General features: G+C 66.4%; 21 protein-coding genes, 2 tRNA genes, 1 other RNA gene and 1 pseudogene. 14 read left to right on the forward strand and 11 right to left on the reverse strand.

What is annotated here, in order from left to right; all coding sequences use genetic code 11:
• Positions 1-45: 45 nt before the first annotated feature.
• The 3 genes from ACFXHE_RS28795 to ACFXHE_RS28805 all read left to right on the forward strand — a co-directional run bounded on the left by ACFXHE_RS28795 (position 46) and on the right by ACFXHE_RS28805 (position 1,194).
• Positions 46-585 carry a tRNA adenosine deaminase-associated protein gene (locus ACFXHE_RS28795; RefSeq protein ID WP_379387572.1) on the forward strand — a complete coding sequence of 180 codons (540 nt, stop codon included), beginning with the start codon at positions 46-48 and terminating at the stop codon, positions 583-585.
• A gap of 26 nt (positions 586-611) precedes the next feature.
• A complete protein-coding gene (locus tag ACFXHE_RS28800) occupies positions 612-1,049 on the forward strand; it encodes a nucleoside deaminase (protein ID WP_364624918.1) in 438 nt (145 codons plus the stop codon).
• 54 nt (positions 1,050-1,103) lie between these two features.
• Positions 1,104-1,194 (forward strand) — tRNA-Ser (locus ACFXHE_RS28805).
• Between the two features lie 102 nt (positions 1,195-1,296).
• Here ACFXHE_RS28805 and ACFXHE_RS28810 read toward each other — a convergent pair.
• Positions 1,297-1,863 carry a TetR/AcrR family transcriptional regulator gene (locus ACFXHE_RS28810; RefSeq protein ID WP_379387573.1) on the reverse strand — a complete coding sequence of 189 codons (567 nt, stop codon included), beginning with the start codon at positions 1,861-1,863 and terminating at the stop codon, positions 1,297-1,299.
• 88 nt (positions 1,864-1,951) lie between these two features.
• Between ACFXHE_RS28810 and ACFXHE_RS28815 the strand changes: the two genes are divergently transcribed.
• Entirely contained in the window at positions 1,952-3,061 is a 1,110-nt protein-coding gene (locus tag ACFXHE_RS28815) for an FAD-dependent monooxygenase (protein ID WP_379387574.1), read from the forward strand.
• Positions 3,062-3,135: 74 nt separating this feature from the next.
• On the opposite strand, the gene ACFXHE_RS28820 is transcribed toward ACFXHE_RS28815, so the two are convergent.
• Positions 3,136-5,463, reverse strand: a complete 2,328-nt coding sequence (locus ACFXHE_RS28820; RefSeq protein WP_379387575.1) for an MMPL family transporter — start codon at positions 5,461-5,463, stop codon at positions 3,136-3,138.
• A gap of 221 nt (positions 5,464-5,684) precedes the next feature.
• On the opposite strand from ACFXHE_RS28820, the gene ACFXHE_RS28825 reads away from it, so the two are divergent.
• The 5 genes and pseudogenes from ACFXHE_RS28825 to tgt all read left to right on the forward strand — a co-directional run bounded on the left by ACFXHE_RS28825 (position 5,685) and on the right by tgt (position 12,024).
• Entirely contained in the window at positions 5,685-6,272 is a 588-nt protein-coding gene (locus tag ACFXHE_RS28825; RefSeq protein ID WP_379387576.1) for a TetR/AcrR family transcriptional regulator, read from the forward strand.
• A gap of 37 nt (positions 6,273-6,309) precedes the next feature.
• A pseudogene (locus ACFXHE_RS28830) lies at positions 6,310-6,771 on the forward strand (RrF2 family transcriptional regulator); the annotation flags it as partial.
• Between the two features lie 207 nt (positions 6,772-6,978).
• Entirely contained in the window at positions 6,979-8,712 is a 1,734-nt protein-coding gene (locus ACFXHE_RS28835; RefSeq protein WP_379387577.1) for an ABC transporter ATP-binding protein, read from the forward strand.
• Positions 8,709-10,676: an ABC transporter ATP-binding protein gene (locus tag ACFXHE_RS28840; protein WP_379387578.1), complete on the forward strand. Its 1,968-nt coding sequence runs from the start codon at positions 8,709-8,711 to the stop codon at positions 10,674-10,676. Before ACFXHE_RS28835 ends, ACFXHE_RS28840 begins: the two co-directional genes overlap by 4 nt.
• Before the next feature lie 88 nt (positions 10,677-10,764).
• Positions 10,765-12,024 carry a tRNA guanosine(34) transglycosylase Tgt gene (tgt, locus tag ACFXHE_RS28845; protein ID WP_379387579.1) on the forward strand — a complete coding sequence of 420 codons (1,260 nt, stop codon included), beginning with the start codon at positions 10,765-10,767 and terminating at the stop codon, positions 12,022-12,024.
• A gap of 55 nt (positions 12,025-12,079) precedes the next feature.
• Here the strand turns inward: tgt and ACFXHE_RS28850 are convergent, their stop codons facing one another.
• The gene (locus ACFXHE_RS28850) at positions 12,080-12,844 is read right to left on the reverse strand and encodes a queuosine precursor transporter (protein ID WP_379387695.1); all 765 of its coding nucleotides are present in this window, start codon (positions 12,842-12,844) and stop codon (positions 12,080-12,082) included.
• 87 nt (positions 12,845-12,931) lie between these two features.
• Between ACFXHE_RS28850 and ACFXHE_RS28855 the strand changes: the two genes are divergently transcribed.
• A complete protein-coding gene (locus ACFXHE_RS28855) occupies positions 12,932-13,477 on the forward strand; it encodes a DUF4190 domain-containing protein (protein ID WP_379387580.1) in 546 nt (181 codons plus the stop codon).
• A 123-nt stretch (positions 13,478-13,600) separates the two neighbouring features.
• On the opposite strand, the gene ACFXHE_RS28860 is transcribed toward ACFXHE_RS28855, so the two are convergent.
• From ACFXHE_RS28860 to ACFXHE_RS28870, 3 genes are all read right to left on the reverse strand, one after another.
• Positions 13,601-14,395 carry an RDD family protein gene (locus ACFXHE_RS28860; RefSeq protein WP_379387581.1) on the reverse strand — a complete coding sequence of 265 codons (795 nt, stop codon included), beginning with the start codon at positions 14,393-14,395 and terminating at the stop codon, positions 13,601-13,603.
• Positions 14,396-14,445: 50 nt separating this feature from the next.
• The gene (gene gluQRS, locus ACFXHE_RS28865; protein WP_379387696.1) at positions 14,446-15,351 is read right to left on the reverse strand and encodes a tRNA glutamyl-Q(34) synthetase GluQRS; all 906 of its coding nucleotides are present in this window, start codon (positions 15,349-15,351) and stop codon (positions 14,446-14,448) included.
• A gap of 173 nt (positions 15,352-15,524) precedes the next feature.
• Positions 15,525-16,022 (reverse strand): DUF309 domain-containing protein, encoded by a 498-nt coding sequence (locus tag ACFXHE_RS28870; protein WP_379387582.1) that lies wholly within the window; start codon positions 16,020-16,022, stop codon positions 15,525-15,527.
• 394 nt (positions 16,023-16,416) lie between these two features.
• On the opposite strand from ACFXHE_RS28870, the gene ACFXHE_RS28875 reads away from it, so the two are divergent.
• The gene (locus ACFXHE_RS28875; protein WP_354838731.1) at positions 16,417-16,626 is read left to right on the forward strand and encodes a DUF397 domain-containing protein; all 210 of its coding nucleotides are present in this window, start codon (positions 16,417-16,419) and stop codon (positions 16,624-16,626) included.
• A gap of 221 nt (positions 16,627-16,847) precedes the next feature.
• Here the strand turns inward: ACFXHE_RS28875 and ACFXHE_RS28880 are convergent, their stop codons facing one another.
• The gene (locus ACFXHE_RS28880; RefSeq protein WP_379387583.1) at positions 16,848-18,467 is read right to left on the reverse strand and encodes a cytochrome bc complex cytochrome b subunit; all 1,620 of its coding nucleotides are present in this window, start codon (positions 18,465-18,467) and stop codon (positions 16,848-16,850) included.
• A gap of 97 nt (positions 18,468-18,564) precedes the next feature.
• Between ACFXHE_RS28880 and ACFXHE_RS28885 the strand changes: the two genes are divergently transcribed.
• Positions 18,565-19,974, forward strand: a complete 1,410-nt coding sequence (locus tag ACFXHE_RS28885; protein ID WP_379387584.1) for a wax ester/triacylglycerol synthase domain-containing protein — start codon at positions 18,565-18,567, stop codon at positions 19,972-19,974.
• 155 nt (positions 19,975-20,129) lie between these two features.
• On the opposite strand, the gene ACFXHE_RS28890 is transcribed toward ACFXHE_RS28885, so the two are convergent.
• The 4 genes from ACFXHE_RS28890 to ACFXHE_RS28905 form a co-directional block, all read right to left on the reverse strand.
• Positions 20,130-20,555, reverse strand: a complete 426-nt coding sequence (locus ACFXHE_RS28890; RefSeq protein WP_379387585.1) for a hypothetical protein — start codon at positions 20,553-20,555, stop codon at positions 20,130-20,132.
• Between the two features lie 59 nt (positions 20,556-20,614).
• On the reverse strand, positions 20,615-21,433 hold the full coding sequence (locus ACFXHE_RS28895) for a DUF2637 domain-containing protein (protein ID WP_379387586.1): 819 nt from the start codon (positions 21,431-21,433) through the stop codon (positions 20,615-20,617).
• Between the two features lie 812 nt (positions 21,434-22,245).
• A tRNA-Ser gene (locus tag ACFXHE_RS28900) sits at positions 22,246-22,331 on the reverse strand.
• A 54-nt stretch (positions 22,332-22,385) separates the two neighbouring features.
• Positions 22,386-23,483 (reverse strand): hypothetical protein, encoded by a 1,098-nt coding sequence (locus ACFXHE_RS28905; protein WP_379387587.1) that lies wholly within the window; start codon positions 23,481-23,483, stop codon positions 22,386-22,388.
• Between the two features lie 99 nt (positions 23,484-23,582).
• On the opposite strand from ACFXHE_RS28905, the gene ffs reads away from it, so the two are divergent.
• Together ffs and ACFXHE_RS28915 are read left to right on the forward strand one after the other, a co-directional pair.
• Positions 23,583-23,677, forward strand: an RNA gene (gene ffs, locus ACFXHE_RS28910) — signal recognition particle sRNA small type.
• 140 nt (positions 23,678-23,817) lie between these two features.
• Positions 23,818-25,107 carry an aminotransferase class I/II-fold pyridoxal phosphate-dependent enzyme gene (locus ACFXHE_RS28915; RefSeq protein WP_379387588.1) on the forward strand — a complete coding sequence of 430 codons (1,290 nt, stop codon included), beginning with the start codon at positions 23,818-23,820 and terminating at the stop codon, positions 25,105-25,107.
• Positions 25,108-25,150 lie beyond the last annotated feature (43 nt).

Consider the following 25,150-nt stretch of genomic DNA (forward strand, 5'->3'; position numbering starts at 1 on the left):
CATACGACTTCAACATTTCCCCCGAAGCGGACTACCGTTGCGGCCATGGCAGCACAGCGCTCGAGCACGAACAGGGCGGCGTCGGATGAGTTCGACGACGTGGAAGGGTTCGCAGTGGCGGTTGTCCGCGAGGAAGCCAACTGGAAAGTGACGCCCCTGAGCGACGCCTCACTGTCCAGTCTGTCCGCGGCCGAGCACGAGCTGCGGGCATTGCGAAGTTCCGGCGCGGTGTTCGGCCTGCTCGATGTCGACGACGAATTCTTCATCATCCTGCGCCCGGGCCCCACCGGCAGCCGCATCCTGCTGTCCGACGCCACGGCCGCCATCGACTACGACATCGCGGCCGACGTGCTCGAGGAACTCAATATCGAGATTCCCGACATCGACCCGGACGAGATCGACGACGTCGAGCCCTGGGAGGAGGGCGATCTCGGCGTCCTCGCCGATCTCGGCCTGCCCGAGCCGGTGCTGGCGGTCATCCTCGCCGAGACCGACCTGTACCCGGACGAGCAGCTCGGCATGATCGCCCAGCGCCTCGGTTTCGCCAACGAATTCTCCGCGGTCCTGGACAAGCTCCCGCGTTGATCGGCTCGCTCGCCTCGGACGAGGCGATGATGCGGGCCGCCATCGCCGCGGCAGCTGCCGCCGACCCGCGCGATGTTCCCGTCGGCGCGGTGGTCTTCGATGCCCAGGGCCGGGAACTGGCGCGCGCCGCCAATGCCCGTGAGGCCCTGGGCGATCCGACCGCCCACGCCGAGGTCCTGGCCCTGCGCGCCGCCGCCCGGGTACTGGGCGACGGCTGGCGCCTCGAGGGCGCGACCCTGGTCGTCACCCTCGAACCGTGCACCATGTGCGCCGGCGCCCTGGTCCTCTCCCGTATCGGCCGCCTGGTCTTCGGCGCCTGGGAACCCAAGACCGGTGCCGTCGGCTCCCTCTGGGACGTGGTCCGTGACCGACGTCTCAATCACCGCCCCCAGGTCCGCGCCGGCGTCCTCGAACCCGAATGCGCCGCTCTCCTCGCCGATTTCTTCGATTCCCACCGCCCCTAGCCCTCTCTCCAGGCGATTTCAGAATCCGGCGGGTGCTCGGGTAAAGTCACCAGCGGTGGCGTGTCCGAGCGGCCTAAGGAGCACGCCTCGAAAGCGTGTGAGGGGTAACCCCCCTCCGAGGGTTCAAATCCCTCCGCCACCGCCACAGCCCCTGGTCTGCGAAAGCAGGTCAGGGGCTACTTTTTTGATCGAGCAAGGGCGTTCTCGCGCAGCCCCGCATCGGGAAACCGATGCGGGGCTTTGTTTTTCAGGGGCGTAGGCCGTCGAGGAGCAGGTCGAGGACGCGGTTGATCGCGGCGGGGTAGGGCTCGGTGGGGGCGGCGTAGATCTGCAGGGTCATCAGGCGGGCGATGTCCTCGGGGGTGACATCGGGGCGGAGGGCGCCTTCGGTGTGGGCTCGGGCGGTCAGGTCCGCGATGCGGTCCGTGATGGTGGCGCGGACTTCGGTGAGGGCGGGGTCGGACCTGATATCGGCGTGGAGGGTGGGTTCGACGGCGGCGGCCAGGGCGCCCAGGCGGAGCTCGGCGCATTCGCGGAGGATGCGGGTGAGGGCTTGCCAGGCGGTGGGGGATTCGCGGTCGGCGGTGGCGGCCAGGTCGGACAGGGCCGAGAGGTAGGAGTGGGCGGCTGCGGTGATGAGGGCGCCACGGTCGGGGAAGCGGCGGTAGAGGGTGCCCACGCCCACGCCGGCGGCGTCGGCGATGTCCTTCATGGAGACGTTGACGCCCTGCTCACGGAAGACCTGCTGGGCCGCGGTCAGGATCTGGTCGCGATTGCTACGGGCATCGGCTCTGAGCTCGGCCGTTGTCCTCACCTCCGATGAAAGTGGACGAAAATCTTCCGGTTAGCGTACCTTTTTGGAAGTGGACGAAAATCGTCCACTTGAATCGAGGGTGATGACGATGAGCAGGACAGTGCTGATCTCCGGGGCCGGCATCGCGGGATCGACCCTGGCGTACTGGCTGGGGCGCAACGGCTTCGACGTGACCGTGGTGGAACGGGCGGGGGCGCAACGGTCCAGCGGGAACCCGATCGACGTGAAGGGGCCGGCTGTCGACGTGGCCGAGGGCATGGGGGTGATGCCGCGGCTGCGGGCGGCCGGGTCGCGGGTGGAGCGAATGAGCTTCGTCGATGCGGCGGGACGGGAGCGATCGAGGTTGCGGCTCAGCGCCTTTCAGGGTGGCGCGGGCGACCGCGAGATCGAGCTCGCGCGCGCCGATCTGGCCGCCATCCTCCTCGACGCGGCTCGCGACCATGCCGAAATCCGCTGGGCCGATTCGATTTCCGGGATCACGCGGGACTCCGACGGCGTGGACGTCGTCTTCGAGAACGGCGTCGGTGGGCGCTATGACTACGTGATCGGGGCCGACGGCCTGCACTCGAATGTTCGTCGGCTGATCTTCGGCGCGGAGGCCGGATTCATCCGCCACCTGGGCATGTACGTGGCGACCCTGCCGGTGGACCGGGCCTTCGGCGACGAGCGTGAGGTGATCATGTTCAACCGCCCGGGCCGGGCCATCACCGTGCACCCGTCCAAGGGAAAGGCGGTGGCGGCCTTCATGTTCCGTCGCGAGGCGGTGCCGGGCTTCGACCACCGCGACCTCGATCTGCACAAGCGGCTGGTCGCCGACGCCTTCTCCGAACCGATAGGCATCTTCGGCGGCCTGCTCGACCAGCTGAAGGCCGCCGACGACCTCTACTTCGACTCGGTGTGCCGAGTTCGGCTGCCGCGCTGGTCCGATGGCCGTGTCGCCCTGCTCGGCGACGCCGGATCCTGCCTGTCCCTCTTCGGCGACGGCTCCACCCTCGCCATGGCGGGCGCCCACACCCTTGCCGAGGAACTGACCCGCACCCCCGACCACCCGCACACCGCTCTCGCCGTCTACGAGCAGCGCCACCGCACGCTGGTCGAGCCCAAACAGCGCGGTATGCGCGCCGCCTCGGGCCTCATGGTGCCCGCCACCTCCGCGGGAATCGTGGTCCGCAATGCCGTCACCCGATTCATGCGGTGAAACGAACAGTGACGCAAAAGAACTCGGCCCCCACCCGGGAATCGGGTGGGGGCCGAGCGGCTGTCGTGCGGAGGTCAGCCGACCGTGACGGGCTGCTTGTCCTCGACGGGGGTGGCGGACTGCTTCAGCTCCGCGAGCTTGGCGCCTTCCACGTCGATGTCGGGGAGGATGCGGTCCAGCCACTTCGGGAGCCACCAGGCCCACTTGCCCAGCAGGGCGAGCAGGGACGGGATGAGGACCATGCGGACGATGAAGGCGTCGAAGAAGACGCCCGCCGCCATGGCGAAGCCCATGGACTTGGCCACCACGTTGTCGTCGAGCATGAAGGCGCTGAACACCGAGATCATGATGATGGCGGCGGAGGTCACGACGCGGGCGCCGTGGTGGTAGCCGCTGATCATGGCGTCCTTGGCGGACTTGCCGTGCACGTACTCCTCACGCATGCGCGTGACCAGGAAGACCTGGTAGTCCATGGCGAGACCGAAGACCAGGCCGATCAGCATGATCGGCAGGAAGCTCACCAGCGGGTGCGCCTCCACCAGGCCGAAGTGGCCCTCCTGGAAGATCAGCACGGTCGCGCCGAAGGTGGCCGCCATGGAGAGCAGGAAGCCCAACGCGGCGGTCAGCGGTACCAGGATGGAGCGGAACACCAGGAGCAGCAGGATGAATGCCGCGCCGGCCACGATCGCCAGGTACGGAATGATCTTGTTCAGCAGCGCCTGCGAGACATCCGCGTAGATGGCCGTGGTACCGGTGATCCCGTACTCCATGCCGTACCGGTCGTGGAACTCGGACTCGGCATTGCGGGCGTTCTTGACCAGGTCCTTGGTCTCCTGGTTGTTCGGCCCGGACTTGGGCACGCCCATGAACATGGCGGCCTGCTTGTCCTCGCTGGGCCGGGCCAGGGTCAGGTAGTCCATGCCCGGGTAGGAGGCCAGCTTGGAGCGCAGCGCGTCGAGGGCCTCGGTGCGCTGGTTCTCCGGCGTCTTGCTGAGGTCGACGGCCACCAGCAGGGTGCCGTTGGCGCCCTCGCCGAAGCCCGCGGTCTGCAGGTCGTACGCCTTGCGGACGGTGGTGTGCTTGGGCATGGAGTCGCCGCCGGGCAGGCCCAGCTGCAGGTTCACCGCGGGCGCGGCCAGCAGGCCCAGCAGCACGATGGAAATGCCCAGCGTCAGCGCGGGCGCCTTGCCGATGAGGCGGGCGAAGCGCATGCCGTTGGTGACCGAGTTCTCGTCCTCGGGATCGTGCTTGGCGACCAGCGGCAGCTTCGGCTTGAACAGGAAGCGGCCGAACGCGCCCATCAGCGCCGGCATCAGGGTGACGGCCACCAGCACCGCCATCGCGGCCGAGACCGCGCCGAAGATGCCCATGTAGGTGAGGAAGCTGACACCCACGAAGCTCAGGCCCGCCAGCGCGATGATGACGGTCAGACCCGCGAAGATGACGGCCGAACCCGCGGTGCCGACCGCGGTGCCCGCGGCCTCCTCCGGCGAATTCGACACGGCCAGTTCGTGTTTGTAGCGCGAGACGATGAACATGGCGTAGTCGATGGACAGCGCCAGGCCGATCATGGAGGCCAGGATCGGGGTGAAGGTCGGCACGGTCAGGAAGTGGGTGCCGAACATGATGATGGAGATGGCGGTGCCGACACCGACGAGTGCGGTGAGGATCGGCACGAAGGCCGCCACGATCGCGCCGAACGCGATCACCATGACCACCAGCGCCACCGCGATGCCGATCAGCTCGGAGGAGCCGTTCGAGCCGCCCGGATCCTGCGCGATCGAACCGGTGAGCTCGACCTGCAGCCCGGCCGCGCGCGCCTCGTCGCCCACCTTGTAGGCGGCGTCGCGGTCGGCCTGCTTGATGTCGGAGAACTTCGCGATGGTGAACTTGGCCTGGACCGTCGCCACCGAATCCGGGTTGGTCTTGTTCAGCACGTTCAGCGGCGCGCTGGAGCAGATCGCGGAGAAGTTCGGGTTGGAACGGTCGCTGCCGAGGCAGTCGATGCCGGCCTGCTGACCGATCTTCCTGGTGGTGTCGATGGGGTTCATCAGCGGCGACGACTTGTCCACGATGGGCAGGTCACCGAGCTTGGTCAGGAACTGCGACAGCGCGGCCTGCGGCCCGGGATCGGTCAGCTTCTGACCCTCCGGCGCGGCGATCACATAGGTGGCGCTGACGGCATTGGGGTCGAACTCCTTGGATGCCCCCGGGAAATGCGCGTCGAGGATTTCCGTGGCCCGCTCCGAAGGCAGGTCCGGCATGGTGAAGGAGTCCTGGAACGGCTTGGCGAGGGCCCCGCCGAGTCCGCCGATGACGAGTAGCGCGGCGATCCACGCCGTGATGACTATCCATTTCCGGCGGAAGGCGAACTTTCCCCACCGATAGAGGTATACGGACACGAGGGGTTCTCCTGGGCGATGGTTTGTGCGGGCGAAAACAGGTGCTGGTGTGCGAGCGCGTAGACAGCACTGCCGCCGGGAGCTCTGCGGGCTCCCCGCCTCCACGAAACTAAAATCTGCCTACCGTGCGGTAGGTAGACTACCGAGCGAATAAGCGGAGGAACAACCTCGACTCTAGGTGGCGTTGATCGCACACCGAGCGCGGGTGAGAGGATGAGAACATGGGTGGCCAGGTCGGTTCCGGAACAATTGTCGCAGGTAGAAGCACCAAGGACGCGATCCGGGACGCCGCTCTACAGCTGTTTTCGACCAAAGGGTTCGATCACAGCAGCCTGCGCGAGGTCGCCGATGCGGTGGGAATCACAAAAGCCTCGCTCTACTATCACTACGCCTCGAAGGTCGATCTTCTGGTAGCGATCATCGAGCCGATGTTCGAGGAAGTGCGTGATCAGGTCGAGGGTCTCGATGACATTCCGCACACCCCGGAGAACGTGCGTGAGGTGATCCGCCGGCGCCTGCAGGCGACGCTGGCCAACCGTCAGGTCGGCGTGCTCTGCATGCGGGACACCGTCGCGATCGTGAATGCCCTCGGCAACCGCTATCCCGACATGATCGAACTGCATCACCGCATGTGCCGCTGGATGGCCGGGCCCGATGCCGACGATGACACCCTGCTGCGCGCCGCCGCGGCCATGCAGGTGCTCAGCACCGCGATGATGTCCCAGGAGATTGTGCCCGGGGCCGATGCCGATCACGTCGAGACGACATTGTTGAATGCCGCACTCGGCGTGCTGAATCCGGCGCGATAGGGTTCTCGCTCACCACCGATCTGTTTCAGGAGTTCTCGTGCACATCACCGCGAAGGTCGATTACGCGGTGCGCACCCTTGTGGAAATCGCGAAGGCACAACCGGATTCGGTGAAGGCCGACGCCATTGTGGCCGCCCAGGACATTCCGCCCAAGGTGCTGGAATCGGTGGTGGCGGATCTGCGCAAGGGCGAACTGGTGGTCAGCCGCCGCGGTCCCGACGGCGGTTATCGCCTGGCCCGCCCGGCCGCCGAGATCAGCATCGCGGATGTGATTCGCGCGGTGGAGGGTCCGCTGGCCTCGGTGCGCGGGCAGCGGCCGGAGGATGTCAGCTACCCGGGTGCGGCCGAACCGCTGCAGCGGGTGTGGATCGGGCTGCGGGTGAACATCCGCTCGGTGCTGGAGCGGGTCACCGTCGCCGATATCGCCCACGATCTGCTGCCGTCCTTCCTGGACGAGCTGCTGCACGATCCGGATGCCTGGACCCGCCGTCCCCGCCCCGCGGGCGGACCGGTCGCGGCCGGATCGGCGTCCAATGTCGGATCGCCGAGCGCGCCCGCGGCGGGCGCGTGGCGAGATCTGGATCAGCCCGACATCTGAGCGAACCTGCCGAGAGCGGCCGATCCGCGCCGTGACCCGGGCCGTTGCCCGGCAGCGCCGCAAAACGTCGCGGCGAGCTCCGGAGGATGACGGTAGCCTGCCACCATCATGTTGATCCGACTTCTACGCACCTTCCTCTGGCCCTACCGCAAGCAGTTGGCGGGGGTCGTCGTGCTCCAGCTGATCTCGGTCATCGCCATGCTGTACCTGCCCACGCTGAACGCCGACATCATCGACAACGGCGTCACCAAGGGCGATATCGGCTATATCTGGTCCACCGGCGGGTGGATGCTGCTGGTGACGGGCATCCAGATCGTCGCTCAGGCCGTCTCGGTGTACCTGGGCGCGCAAGCGGCCATGGGCGCGGGCCGCGATATGCGCGCGGCGCTGCTGCACCGGGTTGGCACCTTCTCCGCGCGGGAGGTCGGCGTGTTCGGCGCGCCGTCGCTGATCACCCGCAATACCAATGACGTCGGCCAGGTGCAGCTGCTCGTGCTGATGAGCGCCACCATCCTGGTGATGGCGCCGATCATGTGCATCGGAGGCATCTTCATGGCGCTGCGCGAGAGCTTGCAGCTGTCGTGGCTGCTGCTGATCGCGGTGCCGGCGCTGGGCCTGTCGATGGCCTTCATCATCAGCCGCATGGTGCCGGGCTTCCGGCGCATGCAGGAGCGCATCGACGCGGTGAACCGGGTACTGCGCGAACAGATCACGGGCATTCGCGTGGTGCGGGCCTTCGTGCGGGAGCGGCAGGAGACCTGGCGCTTCGGGGTCGCCAATACCGAGCTGACCGAGCAGTCGCTCTATGTCGGCAAGTACATGGCCCTGATGTTCCCGGCCGTCATGCTCATCTCGAACGTCACCACGGTCGGCGTCATCTGGTTCGGCGGCCACGCGATCGACAACGGGGAGATGCAGATCGGCTCGCTCACCGCGATGCTGGCCTACATCATGCAGATCCTGATGGCGGTCATGATGGCGTCCTTCCTGGCCATGATGGCCCCGCGCGCCGCCGTCTCGGCCGAGCGCATCGGCGGGGTGCTGGACACCGAGTCCTCGGTGTCGGAACCGCGGCTGCCGCAGCCGTTCAAGGGTGATCCGGGCACGGTGGACCTGGCCTTCGCGGAGTTCAAGTTCCCGGGCGCCGAGAAGCCGGTGCTGCGGGCCATCCGCTTCGAGACCCGGCCGGGCACCACCACCGCCATCGTGGGTGCGACCGGCGCCGGAAAGACCACGCTGATCAACCTGATTCCGCGGCTGATCGATGTCACCGACGGCGCGGTCTACGTGGGCGGCACCGACGTCCGGCACCTGCCCCTGGAGACGCTGCGCTCCGGGATCGGCCTGGTGCCGCAGAAGGCGTACCTGTTCTCCGGCACCGTGGCCTCCAACCTGCGCTACGGCAAGCCGGACGCCACCGACGCGGAGCTCTGGCACGCGCTCGAGATCGCGCAGGCCGCCGATTTCGTGCGCGAGATGCCGCAGGGTCTGGAAACGCCTGTGGCACAGGGTGGTACGACCGTTTCCGGTGGTCAGCGCCAGCGGCTGGCCATTGCCCGCGCGCTGGTGCGCAAGCCGCGCGTCTACCTGTTCGACGACTGCTTCTCCGCCCTCGACGTCGCCACCGACATGCGGGTGCGCGAGGCGCTGCGGCCGGAGACCTCGGACGCGTCGGTCATCATTGTGGCGCAACGGATCTCGACGATCCGCGACGCCGATCAGATCGTGGTGCTGGAGGACGGCGCGATGGCCGGCATCGGCACCCACGAGCAATTGCTGCGCGACTGTCCCGAGTACCGCGAGATCGTGGAGTCGCAGTTCAGCGCGGAGGAGGTGCGATGAGGCCCGGAGCCGTCAATCCCGGTGCGCCGGATGCCAAGGCGAAGTCCTTCGGCCCGTCGCTGAAGCGCCTGCTGCGCATGCTCGCGCCCGACCGGTTCTATCTGGTCGTGGTCTTCCTGCTGGCCGTGGGTTCGGTGGTGCTCAACACCTTGGGCCCGCAGATCCTCGGCAAGGCCACCAACCTCATCTTCGATGGTGTCGTCGGCAAGCAGCTGCCCCCCGGGCAGAGCAAGGACCAGCTGGTCGAGGGGCTGCGCGCGAACGGCAACAACACCTTCGCGGACATGCTGGCCAGCATGAACGTGATTCCCGGTACGGGAATCGATTTCACCGCGGTCGGCCATGTGCTGGCCTGGGTGCTGGCGCTCTATATCGGCGCCTCGGTGTTCGGCTGGCTCGAAGCCCAACTGCTGATCATCGTGATCAACCGGACCGTGAAGCGGTTGCGCGCGCAGATCGAGGAGAAGATCCACCGGCTGCCGCTGCGCTACTTCGACTCGATGCCGCGTGGCGATGTGCTCTCCCGCGTCACCAATGACGTCGACAATGTGGCGCAGACGCTGCAGCAGACCATGTCCCAGCTGATCATCAATGTGCTGTCGGTGATCGGCATCCTGATCATGATGTTCTGGATCTCGTGGCTGCTGGCCCTGATCGCGCTGCTGACGGTGCCGCTGGCGGTCATCGTGACCGCGCAGATCGCCAAGCGCTCCAAGCCGCACTTCGTGGACCAGTGGAAGCTCACCGGCGAGGTCAATGCTCAGGTCGAGGAGGCGTTCACCGGGCACGAGGTGGTCAGCGCCTTCGGCCGGGTGCGCGAGGTCGGCGAGAAGTTCGACGAGACCAACGACAAGCTCTACGACTCCTCGTTCAAGTCGCAGTTCATCTCCGGCCTGATCATGCCCGCCATCATGTTCCTCGGGAATCTGAACTACGTGCTGATCGCCGTGGTCGGTGGTCTGCGGGTGGCGTCGGGCAATCTGTCGCTGGGTGAGGTGCAGGCGTTCATCCAGTACTCGCGCGGATTCACCCAGCCGCTCACCCAGATCGGCTCGATGATGAACCTGCTGCAGTCGGGTGTGGCCTCGGCGGAACGGATCTTCGAGATCCTCGATGCCGAGGAGCAGTCGGCGGATCCGGATCCGGAGGATTCGCGGCCGGTGGATCGAGGCCGGGTGGCGTTCGAGGACGTGTCCTTCCGCTACGAGCCGGAGACGCCGATCATCGAGGATCTCTCGCTGGTGGCCGAGCCCGGGCACGTGGTGGCCATCGTCGGCCCGACCGGCGCGGGCAAGACCACGCTGGTCAATCTGCTCATGCGGTTCTACGAGGTGGATTCCGGCGCCATCACCATCGACGGCGTCGACATCACCCGCATCACCCGCGACCACCTGCGGTCGCGCATGGGCATGGTGCTGCAGGACACCTGGCTGTTCGGCGGCACCATCCGGGAGAACATCGCCTACGGCAATCCCGGTGCCACCGAGGAGGAGATCCTCGAGGCCGCCCGGGCCGCCTATGTGGACCGGTTCGTGCACGCGCTGCCGCACGGGTACGACACCGTCATCGACGAGGAGGGCTCCGGCGTCAGCGCCGGTGAGAAGCAGCTCATCACCATTGCCCGCGCCTTCCTGGCCAGGCCGTCCATCCTGATCCTGGACGAGGCCACCAGCTCGGTCGACACCCGCACCGAGCTGCTGGTGCAGCACGCCATGGCGGCGCTGCGCCGGGATCGCACGAGTTTCGTGATCGCGCACCGGCTTTCGACGATCCGCGATGCCGACACCATCGTGGTGATGGAGAAGGGCAGGATCGTCGAGCAGGGGACGCACGAGACGCTGCTGCGGTCCCGGGGCGCGTACTACCGGCTCTACAACGCGCAGTTCGCCGCCGCCCTCACCGATGGCGAGGGCAACAATGTGGACGATCCGGAATCCGATGCCGTGGTGCTCAGCAAGAGTTGACGGCTCGATCGTCCACTGAGGACGGTCCCTCGCCCGGCCTGGCCCGCACCCAATGGTGCGGGCCAGGCCATTTTCGCCGGGTGAGAGGATGGCTTGCGTGTCTGCTGCCTCCGAGTTCTCGTTCAAGGTCGGTACCCGTCTGGAAGGACGGCACGGCCGGACGGGCGTGATCAGCACTCCGCACGGTGACATCGCGACCCCCGCCTTCATCCCGGTCGGTACCAAGGCCACGGTCAAGGCGGTGCTGCCCGAGACCATGAAGGAACTCGGCTCGCAGGCCCTGCTGGCGAACGCTTATCACCTCTACCTCCAGCCCGGCCCCGACATCGTGGACGAGGCCGGCGGCGTGGCCGAGTTCATGAACTGGCACGGCCCGACCTTCACCGACTCCGGCGGCTTCCAGGTCATGTCGCTGGGCGTCGGCTTCAAGAAGGTGCTGGCCATGGAGTCGGTCGGCGTGCAGAACGACGATGTGATCGCCAAGGGTAAGGAGCGGCTGGCGCACGTCGACGACGACGGCGTCACCTTCCGCTCGCACCTGGACGGCTCCAAGCACCGCTTCACGCCCGAGGTGTCCATGGGCATCCAGCATCGGCTGGGCGCGGATGTCATGATGGCCTTCGACGAGCTCACCACGCTCATGAACACCCGTGGCTACCAGGAGGAATCGCTGGAGCGCACGCGGCTGTGGGCCCAGCGCTGCCTCGACGAGCACGAGCGGCTCACCGCGGCCCGCTCGCACCGGCCGTACCAGGCGCTGTTCGGCGTCATCCAGGGCGCGCAGTACGAGGACCTGCGCCGCAAGGCATGTCGCGATCTGGAGGACCTGCGCGGCGCGGCCGGAACGGGATTCGACGGCTACGGCATCGGCGGTGCACTGGAGAAGCACAATCTGGGCACCATTGTCGGCTGGTGCTGTGACGAGCTGCCCGAGGGTAAGCCGCGGCACCTGCTCGGCATCAGCGAGCCGGAGGACATCTTCACCGCGGTGGAGAACGGCGCGGACACCTTCGACTGTGTGAATCCCTCGCGGGTGGCCCGCAATGCGGCGCTGTACACCGACGAGGGCCGCTTCAATATCAATACGGCCCGGTTCAAGCGGGACTTCACGCCCGTCGACGAGACCTGCGACTGCTACACCTGCGCCAATTACACCCGCGCTTACATCCACCACCTGTTCAAGGCGAAGGAGATGCTCGCCTCGACGCTGTGCACCATCCACAACGAGCGCTTCACGGTGCGGCTGGTGGATCGGGTGCGGGAGAGCATCGACGGCGGGTATTTCGACGACTACAAGACCGAGTTCCTCGGCCGCTGGCGCGGTCGGATCAAAGCCCCTGGGCTGTAAGGGAATTCGATACGACCGCGCCACATGTTCCGGACGGTGGCCCTTGGGCTCACGCTCACTCGTAGATGGCGGACCGTTCGCGCGGCCGGTACGAGGGCTCGCGCTTCTTCAGGAAGGCGATGCAGCGGTAGCTGATCGGCAGCACCATCATCTCGACGAAGGTCTTCCAGATGAAGCCCACCAGGGTGTAGTTGATGTAGTCGCCCCAGGTGTGGATGCCGATGGCGGTGGCGGCGATGGAGCAGAACACGAAGGTGTCGCCGAATTCGCCCGCCACGGTGGAGCCCAGCAGGCGCGCCCACAGGTGCTTCTCCTTGGTGCGCTCCTTGATGAGCACCAGGGTGACAGAGTTGAGGAACTGACCCACGAAGTAGCCCGCGATGCCGGCGAACGCCAGCTGCGGGGTGTGGCCGAGCACGTCCCCGAACGCCGAACCGTTCTGATCCAGGTCTCCGGTGGGCAGCTTGATGACGATCTGGAAGCAGACGATCATCAGCAGCAGCGCGCCGAACCCGTAGTAGACGATGCGGCGGGTCGCGCGGAACCCGTAGACCTCGCTGAGGACGTCACCGATGACGTAGGCGAGCGGGAAGAGGAAGAATGCGCCGTCCATGGTGAGCGGCAGCACGGTGATGGGGCCGAAGGACACATGGTGTCCGGTGAAGAATTGGACGCCTTTGGCGACACAGACGTTCGAGATCAGCAGGACAGCGGTGAAGGCCACCGCCACCGGCGTGAAATATCCCCCCGCCGCGTCCGCGAATGCCGCGTGTTCGGGCGTGGGGTGCCCAGATCGATCGGTGTCGACCTTCTTGTCGATGTCGCTCTTTTCGATTTCACTCACGCCGAAAAGTATCCCTGCCTCGACCGATGGGTGCGGACCGATGGGTTGCCCTAGGCTGAGCGAATGACGAATCCCGGCGATTCCGACGAGTGGTGGAAGCAGTACGGCGGTGAGGGCGTGACGCCCGAGACCCCGCCCGCAGCGCCACAGCAGCCGGCCCCACCCCCGGCCGGCTACACCTCCGCTCCGCAGTACCAGAATCCGCCGCTGACCCCGCCGCCGCAGCCGGTGTATCCGAATTATCCGCCGCCGCAGGCGAATCCGACGCCGTCCTATCCGGCCGCCGGGCAGCAACCCCCGGCCTACGGGTATCCGGGCTATCAGCCCTACGGCTACGGTCCGCCGGTGCAGCAGACCAATTCGCTGGCCATCGCCTCGCTGGTGGTGTCGATCATCGGCGTGCCGGCCATGTTCTTCTGCGCCTTTCTGCCGGTCGTCTCCATCGTCGGCCTGGTGCTCGGCATCGTGGCGCTGAACCAGCTCAAGAACACGCAGCAGCAGGGCCGCGGGCTGGCGCTGGGTGGCGTCTGGGTGGGCGCCATCAGTATCGTGATCGGCCTCGCGCTGTTCCTGATCCTGATCATCGCGGGATCGACGGGGTCATCCTGACGGAAGGCTTTGCGCAGCAATGAAAAAGGGCTGTGCGTAGCAATGAAAAGGCTGTGCGCGGCAATGAAAATGGGGACGCATCCGTCGGGATGCGTCCCCATTTCGCGCTCAGCGGAGCCGGGCTCAGCCCTTCAGCACCTGGGTGCCGCCCGCGAACTTGTCGTGCCAGCCCTGCTTGTTCGGGTCCTGCTCGATGGTGATGGCGATGTAGATCGCCATACCGAGACCGATCAGCCAGCCCAGGCACGGGATCAGCTGGACGACCACGTACAGGTTGCGCTTGGCCGAGGTGGCCGGGTCGAGCGGGCCGCCGCCGGGGCCGACCACGCGCAGGCCCAGCAGCTTCTTGCCGAGCGTCTGGCCGCCCTGCTGGGTCTCCATCAGGATGAAGTAGCCGAACAGGATGATCGGCAGCAGCACGTCCCAGGCCCAGGCGATGCTGTTGGGCAGCAGCGCCGCGATGATGCCGCCCGGGATGCCGATGATCAGGCCGTCGATGATGCGGGCGGCGAACCGGATCCACAGGTCACCCGGCTGCGCGCCACCGAAACCGCCGGCGCCGAAACCGGGCTGGCCGCTACCCGGGTAGGCCTGGTAAGGCTGCTGGCCATAGGCGTCGGACTGACCGAACGACTGCGGCTGCTGCCCGTACGGGTCGGGCTGCTGTCCGTAGGGCTGCTGGCCGTAAGGCTGCTGCGGCTGCTGGCCGTAGGGGTCGGACTGCTGTCCGTAAGGCTGCTGCGGCTGCTGGCCGTAGGGGTCGGACTGCTGTCCGTAAGGCTGCTGCGGCTGCTGGCCGTAGGGATCGGACTGCTGTCCGTAGGGCTGTTGCCCGTACGGCTGCTGGGGCTGATGCGGCTGCCCGTACGGCTGGCCACCCTGCGGATACTGGTTGGGGTCGTACCCACCGCTCGTCATTGTTTCGCCGTCCTCGTCGAATTCGTTCGGGATCTGGTCGATTGCGTACGTTACGGATACGAACTGGGTTGCAACAACCCGTCGGGGTCGAGTGTCCACGGTTCGCGTGGCAGGTTTTCCGGATCGAATTGCGCCAGCAAGGCGGACGGCGTAGTTGCGCCCGAGTAGCCCAATGACGCCGCGAGCAGTCCCAGCACGTGTTGCGGGGATTCGCCGAGGGCCATCCGGTCGCGCAGGGTGACGGCGCCGTCGCGTTTCGCGAGCCGTTGCCCGGAAGTGTTGAGTACCAAGGGGACATGGGCGTATTCGGGCACGGGCAGCTCGAGCAGGGTCGCCAGATACGCCTGCCGTGGTGTGGAGGGCAGCAGGTCGTTGCCGCGCACCACCTGGTCGATGCCCTGCTCGGCGTCGTCGACCACGACCGCGAGGTTGTAGGCGGGGGTGCCGTCGCCGCGCCGCAGCACCAGATCGTCCACCGCGCCGCGGTATTCGCCGAGCAGGCGGTCGGTGACGGTGAATTCGCTGACCTCGGCGCGCAGCCGCAGCGCGGCGGGCCGGCCCGCGTCGCGCCGGCGCTGTTTCTCGCGCTCGGTGAGGTCGCGGCAGGTTCCCGGGTAGGCGCCCATCGGGCCGTGCGGGGCGGTCACCGCCTGCTGGATCTCCTTGCGGGTGCAGAAGCATTCATAGGTATGGCCCGCGGCGGTCAGGCGCTCGATGGCGGCGGCGTAGAGCGGCAGCCGCTGCGACTGCCACACCACCGGCGGATCCCAGTCCAGCCCGATGGCCGCCAGATCCTCCAGCTGTCGCTGTGCCGCACCCTTTTTCACCCGATCCAGGTCTTCCACCCGCATGAGGAATCCGCGGCCGGTGGAGCGGGCGAACAGCCAGGCCAGCAGTCCGGTGCGGAGGTTGCCCAGGTGCAGGTCGCCGGACGGGCTGGGCGCGAAGCGGCCCACGCCGCGCGTGGTCGGACCGTGGCCGGGGTGGGGATCCCGACGGCCGGTTGTTGCTGTGGCGGGGTCGGTGGGCACGGTTGTCGATGGTAGTTCGCATACTTCGCAGCGCCGCTGGTCCTTCGCCTTCTTCCGGGAGCACACACCGGGTGCGGTGTGACAACGGGCTTGCGAATTCAGTGCGGGATTGTGAGCCTGGGCCGAAGATCGTTGTCGGAGATGGGTTTTCCCTGGTCGAGCGCGGTGAGCAAGGCGTGCGCGCGGGCCTCAAGGCCGGGTGTGTCGATGTCGTAGGGCGCGGGTCCGTATGCGGCGAGCCGGTGTGCCGCGCGCTCGAGCAGGGTGCGCGCGCCCTTCGGATTCCCGCGCTGAATGTGGGTCAGTCCAACGGCAAATTGCGCGAGGCCCTGCCACAGCGATTTCTCGGCGAACGGTCCGCTCTTCCAGGCGGCCTCGAGGACCTCATGGGCGTTGAAGGCAAGGCCGTCGTCGAGCAGGCGCTGGGCGTAGTCGAGGGTTTCGAGGGGCGGGAGGTCGAGATCATCGGGTATGCGGGGAACACCGGCGCTACCGAATGGGAGGGGTCGCCCAAAACGGTCACGAGGTCGGGCATTCCGGGCGCGTCCGTCCTCGTCGCGGTCCCGTCCTGTGTCGTCCTGGGTCGGCTGGGGCATGCCCTCCATGATTCCCCATGGCCGGTGCCGGCGGCGCCCGCGGCGTTTGCCTGCGGGTGCGCGAATGGCTGGGTAACGCAATTCGGACTTCTGAAATTGAATAGCCTCAAATTAAAGCTAATTCCGTGCAAATAATTAGCTGGCTAACCTTGCTGCAAATTTGCTGGTTGAAAACGAAAGAATGCGATCTCCCTATGACGAACCCTGCTAGGGTTTAGCGCGGGAACGGCCATCGGGGGTGCATTCCCATCGCGAAGTGCAGAGAACGGGTTGTACGGAGCGTTTGCGTGCGACCCGAAGCACACCTGGGATTCGTGATTAAGGATGGATCCCGAGGTCGCCAAGAAGGATGCCAGCAAGATTCCAAGCTTGACGCAGAAAAGGAGCTAGTACTGTGAAGGTGGATTTCACCGGCGCCGTGTGGCGCAAGAGCAAACACAGCGGGCCCAACGGCAACTGCGTGGAGGTCGCTTTCCTCGGAGACGGCAATGTCGCGGTCCGCGACAGCAAGGACCACGGTGGCGGGCCGATCCTGGCCTTCACCCCCGGCGAATGGGATGCCTTCGTGGCGGGCGTCTCCGATGGCGAGTTCAAGCGGGCCTGACCGCTGCACCACCGGGAACAAATTGAAGCCCCCGAGTCCCGGAGACTCGGGGGCTTCGCTCTGCGTTCAATTTGCCCTCCGCTTCGCTCCGGGCGGGTTCGCGGCCCTGAGGTCTCGATTCTTCCCTCCTCCGCTCCTCCGCTTCGCTCCCCCGCTCCAAGGCGGAGGTCTATCTAGCCGCAGTCCAGAATCGAGACGGCCGCGAACCTGTAGGTGCGGTTTCAGTGGGCGCGGTCTTGGACCTTGCGCAGCACCGTCAGCTGTGCGTGCTCGGCCGCATGATCGTTGGCGGCATTGAGTTGACGCTCCTCGGGCGGATCGGCCCAGAAGAATGCGCCGGTGCCGGGGCGGCCGGCGATCCCGAGTTCGTTCATCTTCCGGGGTACGCGAGCGCCCTGATACGCCAGGGGAATCGGATGGCCGTGCTCGTCCACCGGCCCGAGCGGCTGGTGCACCTCGATGTACTCGCCGTGCGGAAGTCGCCGCACCACACCGGTTTCGATGCCGTGCTCGAGCACGCTGCGGTCGGCGCGCTGCAGACCCACGCACAGCTGGTAGGCAATGGTGTAGGCCAGCGGCGGGACGGTCAGCAGCGCGATGCGGAAGGCCCAGGTGGTGGCATTGAGCGAGATGTCGAACTTGAAGGCGATGATGTCGTTGACGCAGGCCAGGGTGAGGATCAGGTAGAAGCTCAGCGACATGGCCCCGATAGCGGTGCGCACCGGCACGTCGCGCGGCCGCTGCAGCAGGTTGTGCCGGGCCCGATCGCCGGTGAGCCGCTTCTCGATCCACGGGTAGGTGATGATCAGCGTGAAGATGAGCGGCATGAACAGCGCCACCGAGAACGCGCCCGGGACAGTGTGCCCGAAAAGATAGGCCTCCCAGGCCGGGAACAGGCGCAGGAAGCCGTCGGTCCACATCATGTAGAAGTCGGGCTGGGTGCCGGCGGAGACCTGAGAGGGGTTGTAGGGCCCCAGGTTCCAGATCGGATTGATCTGCAGCAGCCCGCCCATGAGCGCCAGCACGCCGAGGGTGAAGGCGAAGTACGCGCCCTGGTCCAGCGAGAAGACCGGCACGATGCGGGTGCCGATGACGTTCTTCTCGGTGCGGCCCGGGCCGGGGTACTGGGTGTGCTTCTGGTACCAGACCAGCGCGATGTGAATTCCGATGAGCGCCAGCATGATTCCGGGCAGCAGCAGCACGTGCGCGATGTAGAGGCGCGGGATGATGATGCTGCCGGGGAAGTCCCCGCCGAACATGAGCCAGTGCAGCCAGGTGCCGATCACCGGGCTGCCCAGGGTGATTCCGGCGAAGGCGGCGCGCAGCCCGGTGCCGGAGAGCAGGTCGTCGGGCAGCGAGTAGCCGAAGAAGCCCTCGAACATGGCCATGATGAACAGCAGTGCGCCGATCACCCAGTTGGCCTCGCGGGGCTTGCGGAAGGCGCCGGTGAAGAAGACCCGGCACATGTGGATGATCATGGCCGCGGTGAACAGCAGTGCGGCCCAATGGTGCACCTGCCGGACGAAGAGTCCGCCGCGGACGTCGAAGGAGATGTTCAGCGCGCTCTCGTAGGCGCGCGACATGGTGACCCCGCGCAGCGGCTGATAGGCGCCGTTGTAGGTGACGTCCTGCATGGACGGGTCGAAATACAAGGTCAAATAGACGCCGGACAGCAGCAGAATGATGAAGCTGTACAGCGCTATTTCACCGAGCAGGAACGACCAGTGTGTCGGAAATACCTTGTTGATCGATCTTTTGAGGAATGCGGCGCCTTGGTAGCGCTCGTCCATGCCATCGGCTTGTTGCGCAAGTCGACCGGCGAGCCTGCTGGTGGTTGCCATCGCGGTCACCCCGCCCCCGGGAGAATGGTAAGGCTTCTACTACAAACGGTAGCACCCGGAGCCACTGCGCCGTACGGGGTTTCGTTATGGTCATCGGGTGAAATCCCTGGCCGCCCGGGACGCCACCATGTACTGGCTGTCCGCGCGTACCCGCAACGACCTGTTCCTGCTCTACTGCTTCGCCGACACCGGACGCGAGGCCGGCGAGCTGCGGGCGGCCGTCGCGAGCCGGGTGGTCCGCATTCCGGATTTGCTGATACGTGTGCTGGATACTCCTGCAAATATTGCGTATCCGATTTGGGCGACTTGCGAATTCGCGAACGAGCAGTTTGTCGACCATCGCCTCCGCGACGCCACGTGGGTGAATGTCACCGCCGCCGTAGGCGATCTGCTCGGCGCGGGCCTGAATGCGAACCACCGGCCCTGGCGGCTGCATGTGTTCCGAAATGTCCGGGACGTCCCCGGATTCGCTACCGGTGAGTCCGCCTTGGTAGTGGTGCTCCAGCTATCCCACGCCCTGGCCGACGGCCGTCGCGCCGCCACCATCGCGCGAGCGTTGTTCAGCAGCAGTGAATTTCCGGCATCTGCCTCCGGGGTTCCCTCGAGCCGACTCGTCGATCGGTTCCTCCCGCGCAGCATTCGTGATGCCGTGACAAGCGCCCTCGTCGCTACTGTTGCGCTGCCCGGCATCCCGATCGGCATGGCGCGCACCGTCGTTCGAGGTCTGGCCGCCGCCCGGGCCCAGCGCCGGCTGGCCGAGCTCACGGCCGCCGGCGAGCTGCCGCCACCCGCACCTGATACCGAACCGACGGCCCTGAACGGCACCGGCGCACCGCCTGCCGCGCATATCGTGCGCATGCTGGTGTGCGACAAGAATCGGCTGCGGGTACCGGACCACTCGGTAACGGTGGTGGCGCTCACCGCCATTTCCATCGCGTTGGAGACCTATCTCTCGGAGCGCGGCGCCGCGGTCGCCGACCTGCGTGCCCAGGTCCCCATGGCGATCGCCACCGCGGCAGGCGGCCGCAACGGTTACCGCGACCTGTCGGTGGATCTGGCCGTCGCCGCACCCCAGCCGCGCACCCGCGCCGACCGCATCGCCGCCGACCTCGCCGCGCGCCGCACTCGCGCCGCACATCCGCTCCAGGACGCGCAGGATTCGGTGACCGCCGTCCTCCCCGCCCCGCTGCTGCACCATGACGTGATGCATGCCCCGATAGATGTGCTCCCCGAACGAGTTTCGGGTCATACCGTCGTCTCCAGCGTCGACCGCGGTCCGGCCGACCTCCGATTCGGCGGCGGTGCAGCCCGATTCACGGCCGGCTTTCCAGCACTCGGCACGGTCATGCACCTGACTCACGGCATCCACGGCCTCGGTGACACGGTCACCGTCTCCATCCACGCCGATCCCGCGGTAATCCCCGACGTGGACCGCTACAGCGCCCTGTTGGATTCGGCGATCGACGAGATCACCTGCGCATTGCGGGAATCCGGCGCCACGGGCTGACCGGGGCTGGATATGTTGCGGGGCCGGATATGCGGAAGGCTCCGGTCGGACCGAGTCCGGCCGGAGCCTTGCGGGCCCAGCAAATGCTGCTTGTTTGCCCGGATCACCTCTGATGCTTTCGATCAAGCGAATGGATCGCCGAGTTCAACAGCGGATCAGACCATACCGTTGACCAGCGGATGCTCCGAGACACCCTCGGGGACGCCCCATTGACTATGTGCGAGTGCTTCGAAAACGCAGATCAACAACAATTTTCGGGCGCGATGCCCGGAATTGACTTCGGATTCGACACCGGATTCCTGGCTGCGCATGCTGACGACTGGGCCGCGCCGCGGTCCGGGCTCGGACAACATCCAGAACAGTTCCGGCCCCATCAGTGTCGAGCGTCCGCCCGTCTCACTGAACCACCGACCGGAGTATTCGATCATCAGATCGGTGAATGCTTCGACGTTGCCGACTGCGTCGGTGAACTGTGTCATCGCACCCGATCGATCCAGGCTGTTCTGGATGATCGAAGCCAGCCGGCTCGCGATTTCCCGGAACTGATCTACTCCTTGGTCCTGCCACATGGTCATCGCCATCTTTCGCTCCAGAGAGGGTTTCAGAGGTGACTGAGGGGTCGATCGAGCTGCATCCGCCATTACATTTGCACGGCGGTCATCGAGACCTGGGGTCGTTCGCCGGCGTCAGACGCAGCTGACCTGTGCTGTGCGCCGATGCCTGCGGTCTGCTCTCGGGAATACCCGGGCCCGATGGATTCAAGCGGGTAGAGCCTGGGCTGACGCGCTGCAAAGGGTTCCGCGGAGTGCTCCAGATCCGGTGAGGTGAACGACTCGGCCTCGAGCTCGGTGGCTTCGAGGTCGGCTTCGAGCTCGGCGGCCTCGAGGTCGGGCTCGAGCTCGGTGGCGCCAAGCTCGGCGGCGCCAAGCTCGGCGGCGCCAAGCCCGGTGGCCTCGAGCTCGGCTGCCAGCTCGGCCGCGACCTGCTTGCCGCGTTGCCAGAGCATCAACGTGAGGTGCACCGCGAACAGCATGGTCAGCGGCATGCCGGCGTAGATGAACATGGCCACGACGCCGCCACCGATCTCGTGGGCGTACTGGATATTCCCGGCGATCGAGAGCATGGTCGAAAGAACGAACAACACGGTCGAATACCACCAGCCCACGCTCCATTGCCGGAACGATGCGGTGGCGATGATCGAACCGACTACGAGGCCGTCGATGGCGATCGGCACATTCGAGGCCAGGTCGGGCGGTACCAGATTGCGTATCGAGAGTTGGTGCAGGGCGGCGAAAGACATTTGAAATGACTTGACTGCTACTACGCCCGCGACAATTAGCGAAGCATGCGCCAACCGAGGTCTGAACGAACTCAGTCGTCCCATGACGTCCCCCGCCCTGTGCAGCGCGGGCGCTTGCACGTCGCCATCTGTGGATCTCGCGGATGTGATCTCCATCATGGCGGCGAGGGTACTGTGCGGCCGGTCCCCGGATTGTGCACCGCGCCAGTTTCAGATTCGGTGCTGCGCGGACGCGCACAATCATGCTCTCGGCAGTTAGCCGTCAATTAACTCGAATCCCAAGGGCTGCAACACATCACGCCTGACCGCACCAATCAGGCCAACGCAAGTACCCAACCAATAGGTGTTTCGTGCCAATCATCCGTTTTGGTCGGTCATCTCGTCGTGCCCTGACGAGAACCCAACTGCAACTTGACCAAAGCCCATCGCGTGATCCCCACCGGTGTGCTCCGGGGAGGACCGTGCCACCACCGACACCACGAAAGTCATTGTGCCCGCACTGAACAGCGCTGATGTGGGCACGATCAGCACTAGGACACCGGCCGGAGCCGGGCGGAATCCGAACCGGCGCAACCGCCCGAGTCCGCGCCGGATGTCTCACACGTTCCACAACCCGCTCTCGTCTCGACGGCCGGCTGCCGGACCTGGCGTCGCACCGCAACCAAGATCATGGGTCTCGATTTGGATTCCATCTCGAAAACCCCAGGGGCTCCGATGCTCTCGGTAGAGGCGTCGCGTGCTCCTGCTGCGGCAACTGTGATTCGAGAGGAAGCGCGCCTGGCAGCCGGAACTGGGCGTGACGCATCTGACTCATCGGGTTCATGACTTCGAGGGCCTGCTCGCCTTCTCGGTCCGCGCGCGACGAGGTTGCGTGCGCATTGCGCGAGTCCGAGACTGCGGTCCGACCGGCTGCGGGTCGGTGGAAATGCGGAAGGCCCCGGCCGGACTGGGTCCGGCCGGGGCCTTCGAAGCGGAGGATAGGGGATTTGAACCCCTGAGGGCTGTTAACCCAACCCGCGTTCCAGGCGAGCGCCATAGGCCACTAGGCGAATCCTCCGCCGAGCAATATACCGGGTGCCCCCCTGGTGGAAGCAAATGCCGTGGTCGGCGGCTACTTCTTCTTCAGATTGTTGAGGGCTTTCTGGGCCTGGTCCTTGCAGACCTGGGCGATCTCGTCCTTGCTGACGTCCTGGCCCTTGGCCATGCGCAGGCGGATGTTGACCTTGACGGAGGCGTTGTCGTCCTTGACCGCGACCGTGTAGTCGGTGGTGGTCCAGTAGGTCCAGTCGTCGACCTTGGCCGACCAGTAGCCCGCCTCGCCGATGCCGTTCACGTCGCCGGCGGTGCGGCCGCTGCCGGTGGTGCCGGTGTCGGACGTCTTCCAGGTGTCGTATTCGGGCTTGTTGTAGGCCGTCGACGCGCCGCTCAGGAAGGACACGTCGAGGGTGAGGTCGGCGGTGTTGGTGGTGTACTTGTCGGTCTTGCTGGCCTCTTCGTTGCCGGCGCGGCACTCGAAGCGCCCGCCCGAGTAGTCGGTGGGCTTGGTCTCGGAGTGCTCGGGGGTGCCCTTGGAGGTGGGCACCCACTTGCTGAGCACCGAGGTGTCGATCACGCTGCAGCCGTTGGTGACACCGTCCATCGTGTACTTGCCGGCGTTCTTCTTCTTGTCGTCGCTCAGCGGCGAGGGGCCGTCGCCGCCGGAGAGGGCGACCGCGCCGATGATGACGCCGACGATCACTACCAGGCCGATGACACCGCCGACGATCCAGCCGGTCTTGTTGCCGCCCGAGCGGGGCGGCTGCGCCTGGTAGCCGTAGGCGGGGGCGATCGGCGGGGTCGGAGGCGGCGGGGCATACTGCTGCTGGGGGAAGCCGCCGGACATCGGTTGCTGCGCATAGCCCCCGGAGGCCGGCTGCTGCGGGTAACCGCCCGGCACCGCCTGCTGCGGGAATCCCCCGGACATCGCCTGCTGCGGGAATCCACCCGGCACCGCCGGGTAGCCGCCGGAGGGCTGGCCGGTCGAAAGCGGCTGGGCGGGCGGCGTGTATGGCGGGATGCCGCCGGCGTTGTAGTTCAGCATGGTCGGGTCCGTGCCCTGGACCGGTTGGCCGGCGTCGGTTCCGCTGGGCGGGGTGGCCCACCACTGCGCGGTTTCCTGGGCTTTCGCCGGGTCGTGCGGCCCACCCGATCCTGGATCGGAAGTCGTCATCTCGTCTTTCCCCTCCGGAATTTCGCGGGTGACCCCGCTTATCGCAGGCATCGTATCGACCCGGTGGCGCACGGGGCGCGGTGAGCCGCTACACTGGCCGACGGATCCAGCGCGGCGCGCATCCTGTGAACTCCCCCAGGGCCGGAAGGCAGCAAGGGTCAACGGGCTCTGCCGGGTGCGCTGGGTCCCCTTTCATTTTCGGGGCCCGATCGGGTGGCGGTGGAACTGTATATATCCCTGCCGAATCGGGGCGGCCGCCTAGTAACGTGGTCGGTTGGGTTCGCGGTGCGCGTAACCCTGGACAAACATCCCACGCCATTGGAAAGGCTGTCAGATGCCTCGGCAGACGCAATTCGGTTTGATGAGCCATGCGGAACTCGTGACGGAACACGAGACGCAGACCGCGAACTACGCGAAGCTCAAGACCGAGAAGCTGACGCTGGACATTACGAGGGGAAAGCCCTCGCCCGAGCAGCTGGACCTCTCGCAGGAACTCCTCGAGCTGCCGGGCACCGCCGACTACCGCGACGCCAACGGCACCGATGTGCGCAATTACGGTGGCCTGCACGGCCTGCCGGAGCTGCGCGCCATCTTCGGTGAGCTGCTCGGCATTCCGGTGTCGAATCTGCTCGCCGGCAACAACGCCAGCCTGGAGATCATGCACGACCTGCTGGTGTTCTCGATGCTGCACGGCACCGCCGATTCGGTGCGCCGCTGGGCCGACGAGCCGGTGCTCAAGTTCCTGTGCCCGGTGCCGGGGTACGACCGGCACTTCGCCATCACCGAGTCGCTGGGCTTCGAGATGATCCCGATCCCGATGAAGGGTGACGGCCCGGACACCCACCTGATCGCGGAGCTGGTGGCGTCCGACCCCAGCATCAAGGGTCTGTGGGCGGTGCCGAACTACTCCAACCCAACCGGCGTCACCTTCTCCGAAGCCGTTACCCGCGAACTGGTTTCGATGCCGACGGCCGCGCCGGACTTCCGCCTGTTCTGGGACAACGCCTATGCGGTGCACCCGCTCACCGATACCGCGGAGCCGGTGCTGGACGTGCTGGGCCTGGCCGCGGCGGCGGGGCACCCGAACCGCCCGTTCGTGCTGGCCTCCACCTCGAAGATCACCTTCGCGGGTGCGGGCGTGAGCTTTTTCGGCTCGTCGACCGCCAACCTGGAGTGGTACCTGAAGCACCTGGGCAAGAAGACCATCGGCCCGGACAAGGTGAACCAGCTGCGGCACCTGCGGTTCTTCGGGGACGCCGAGGGCGTGCGGGAGCACATGCAGAAGCACCGCGCCATCCTGGAGCCGAAATTCAAACTGGTGCTGCGGATTCTGGAGGATCGGCTGGGCCCCTCGAAGGTGGCGTCCTGGACCGAGCCCAAGGGCGGCTACTTCATCAGCCTGGACGTGCTGGAGGGCACCGCGAGCAAGGTGGTGGCGCTGGCCAAGGACGCGGGCATCGCGCTGACCCCCGCCGGATCGTCCTACCCGTACGGAAAGGACCCGGAGGACAAGAACATTCGCATCGCGCCCAGCTTCCCGTCCGAGGGTGAGCTGGAGCAGGCGATGGACGGCCTGGCCACCTGCGTGCTGCTGGCCGCGTCCGAGAAGCTCATGAATCTCTGAGGCGCACAACGAAACAAGCGGCGCGCACCCCGAAACGGTGCGC

The sequence above is a fragment of the Nocardia sp. NPDC059229 genome, from assembly GCF_042754165.1.
GTDB lineage: Bacteria > Actinomycetota > Actinomycetes > Mycobacteriales > Mycobacteriaceae > Nocardia.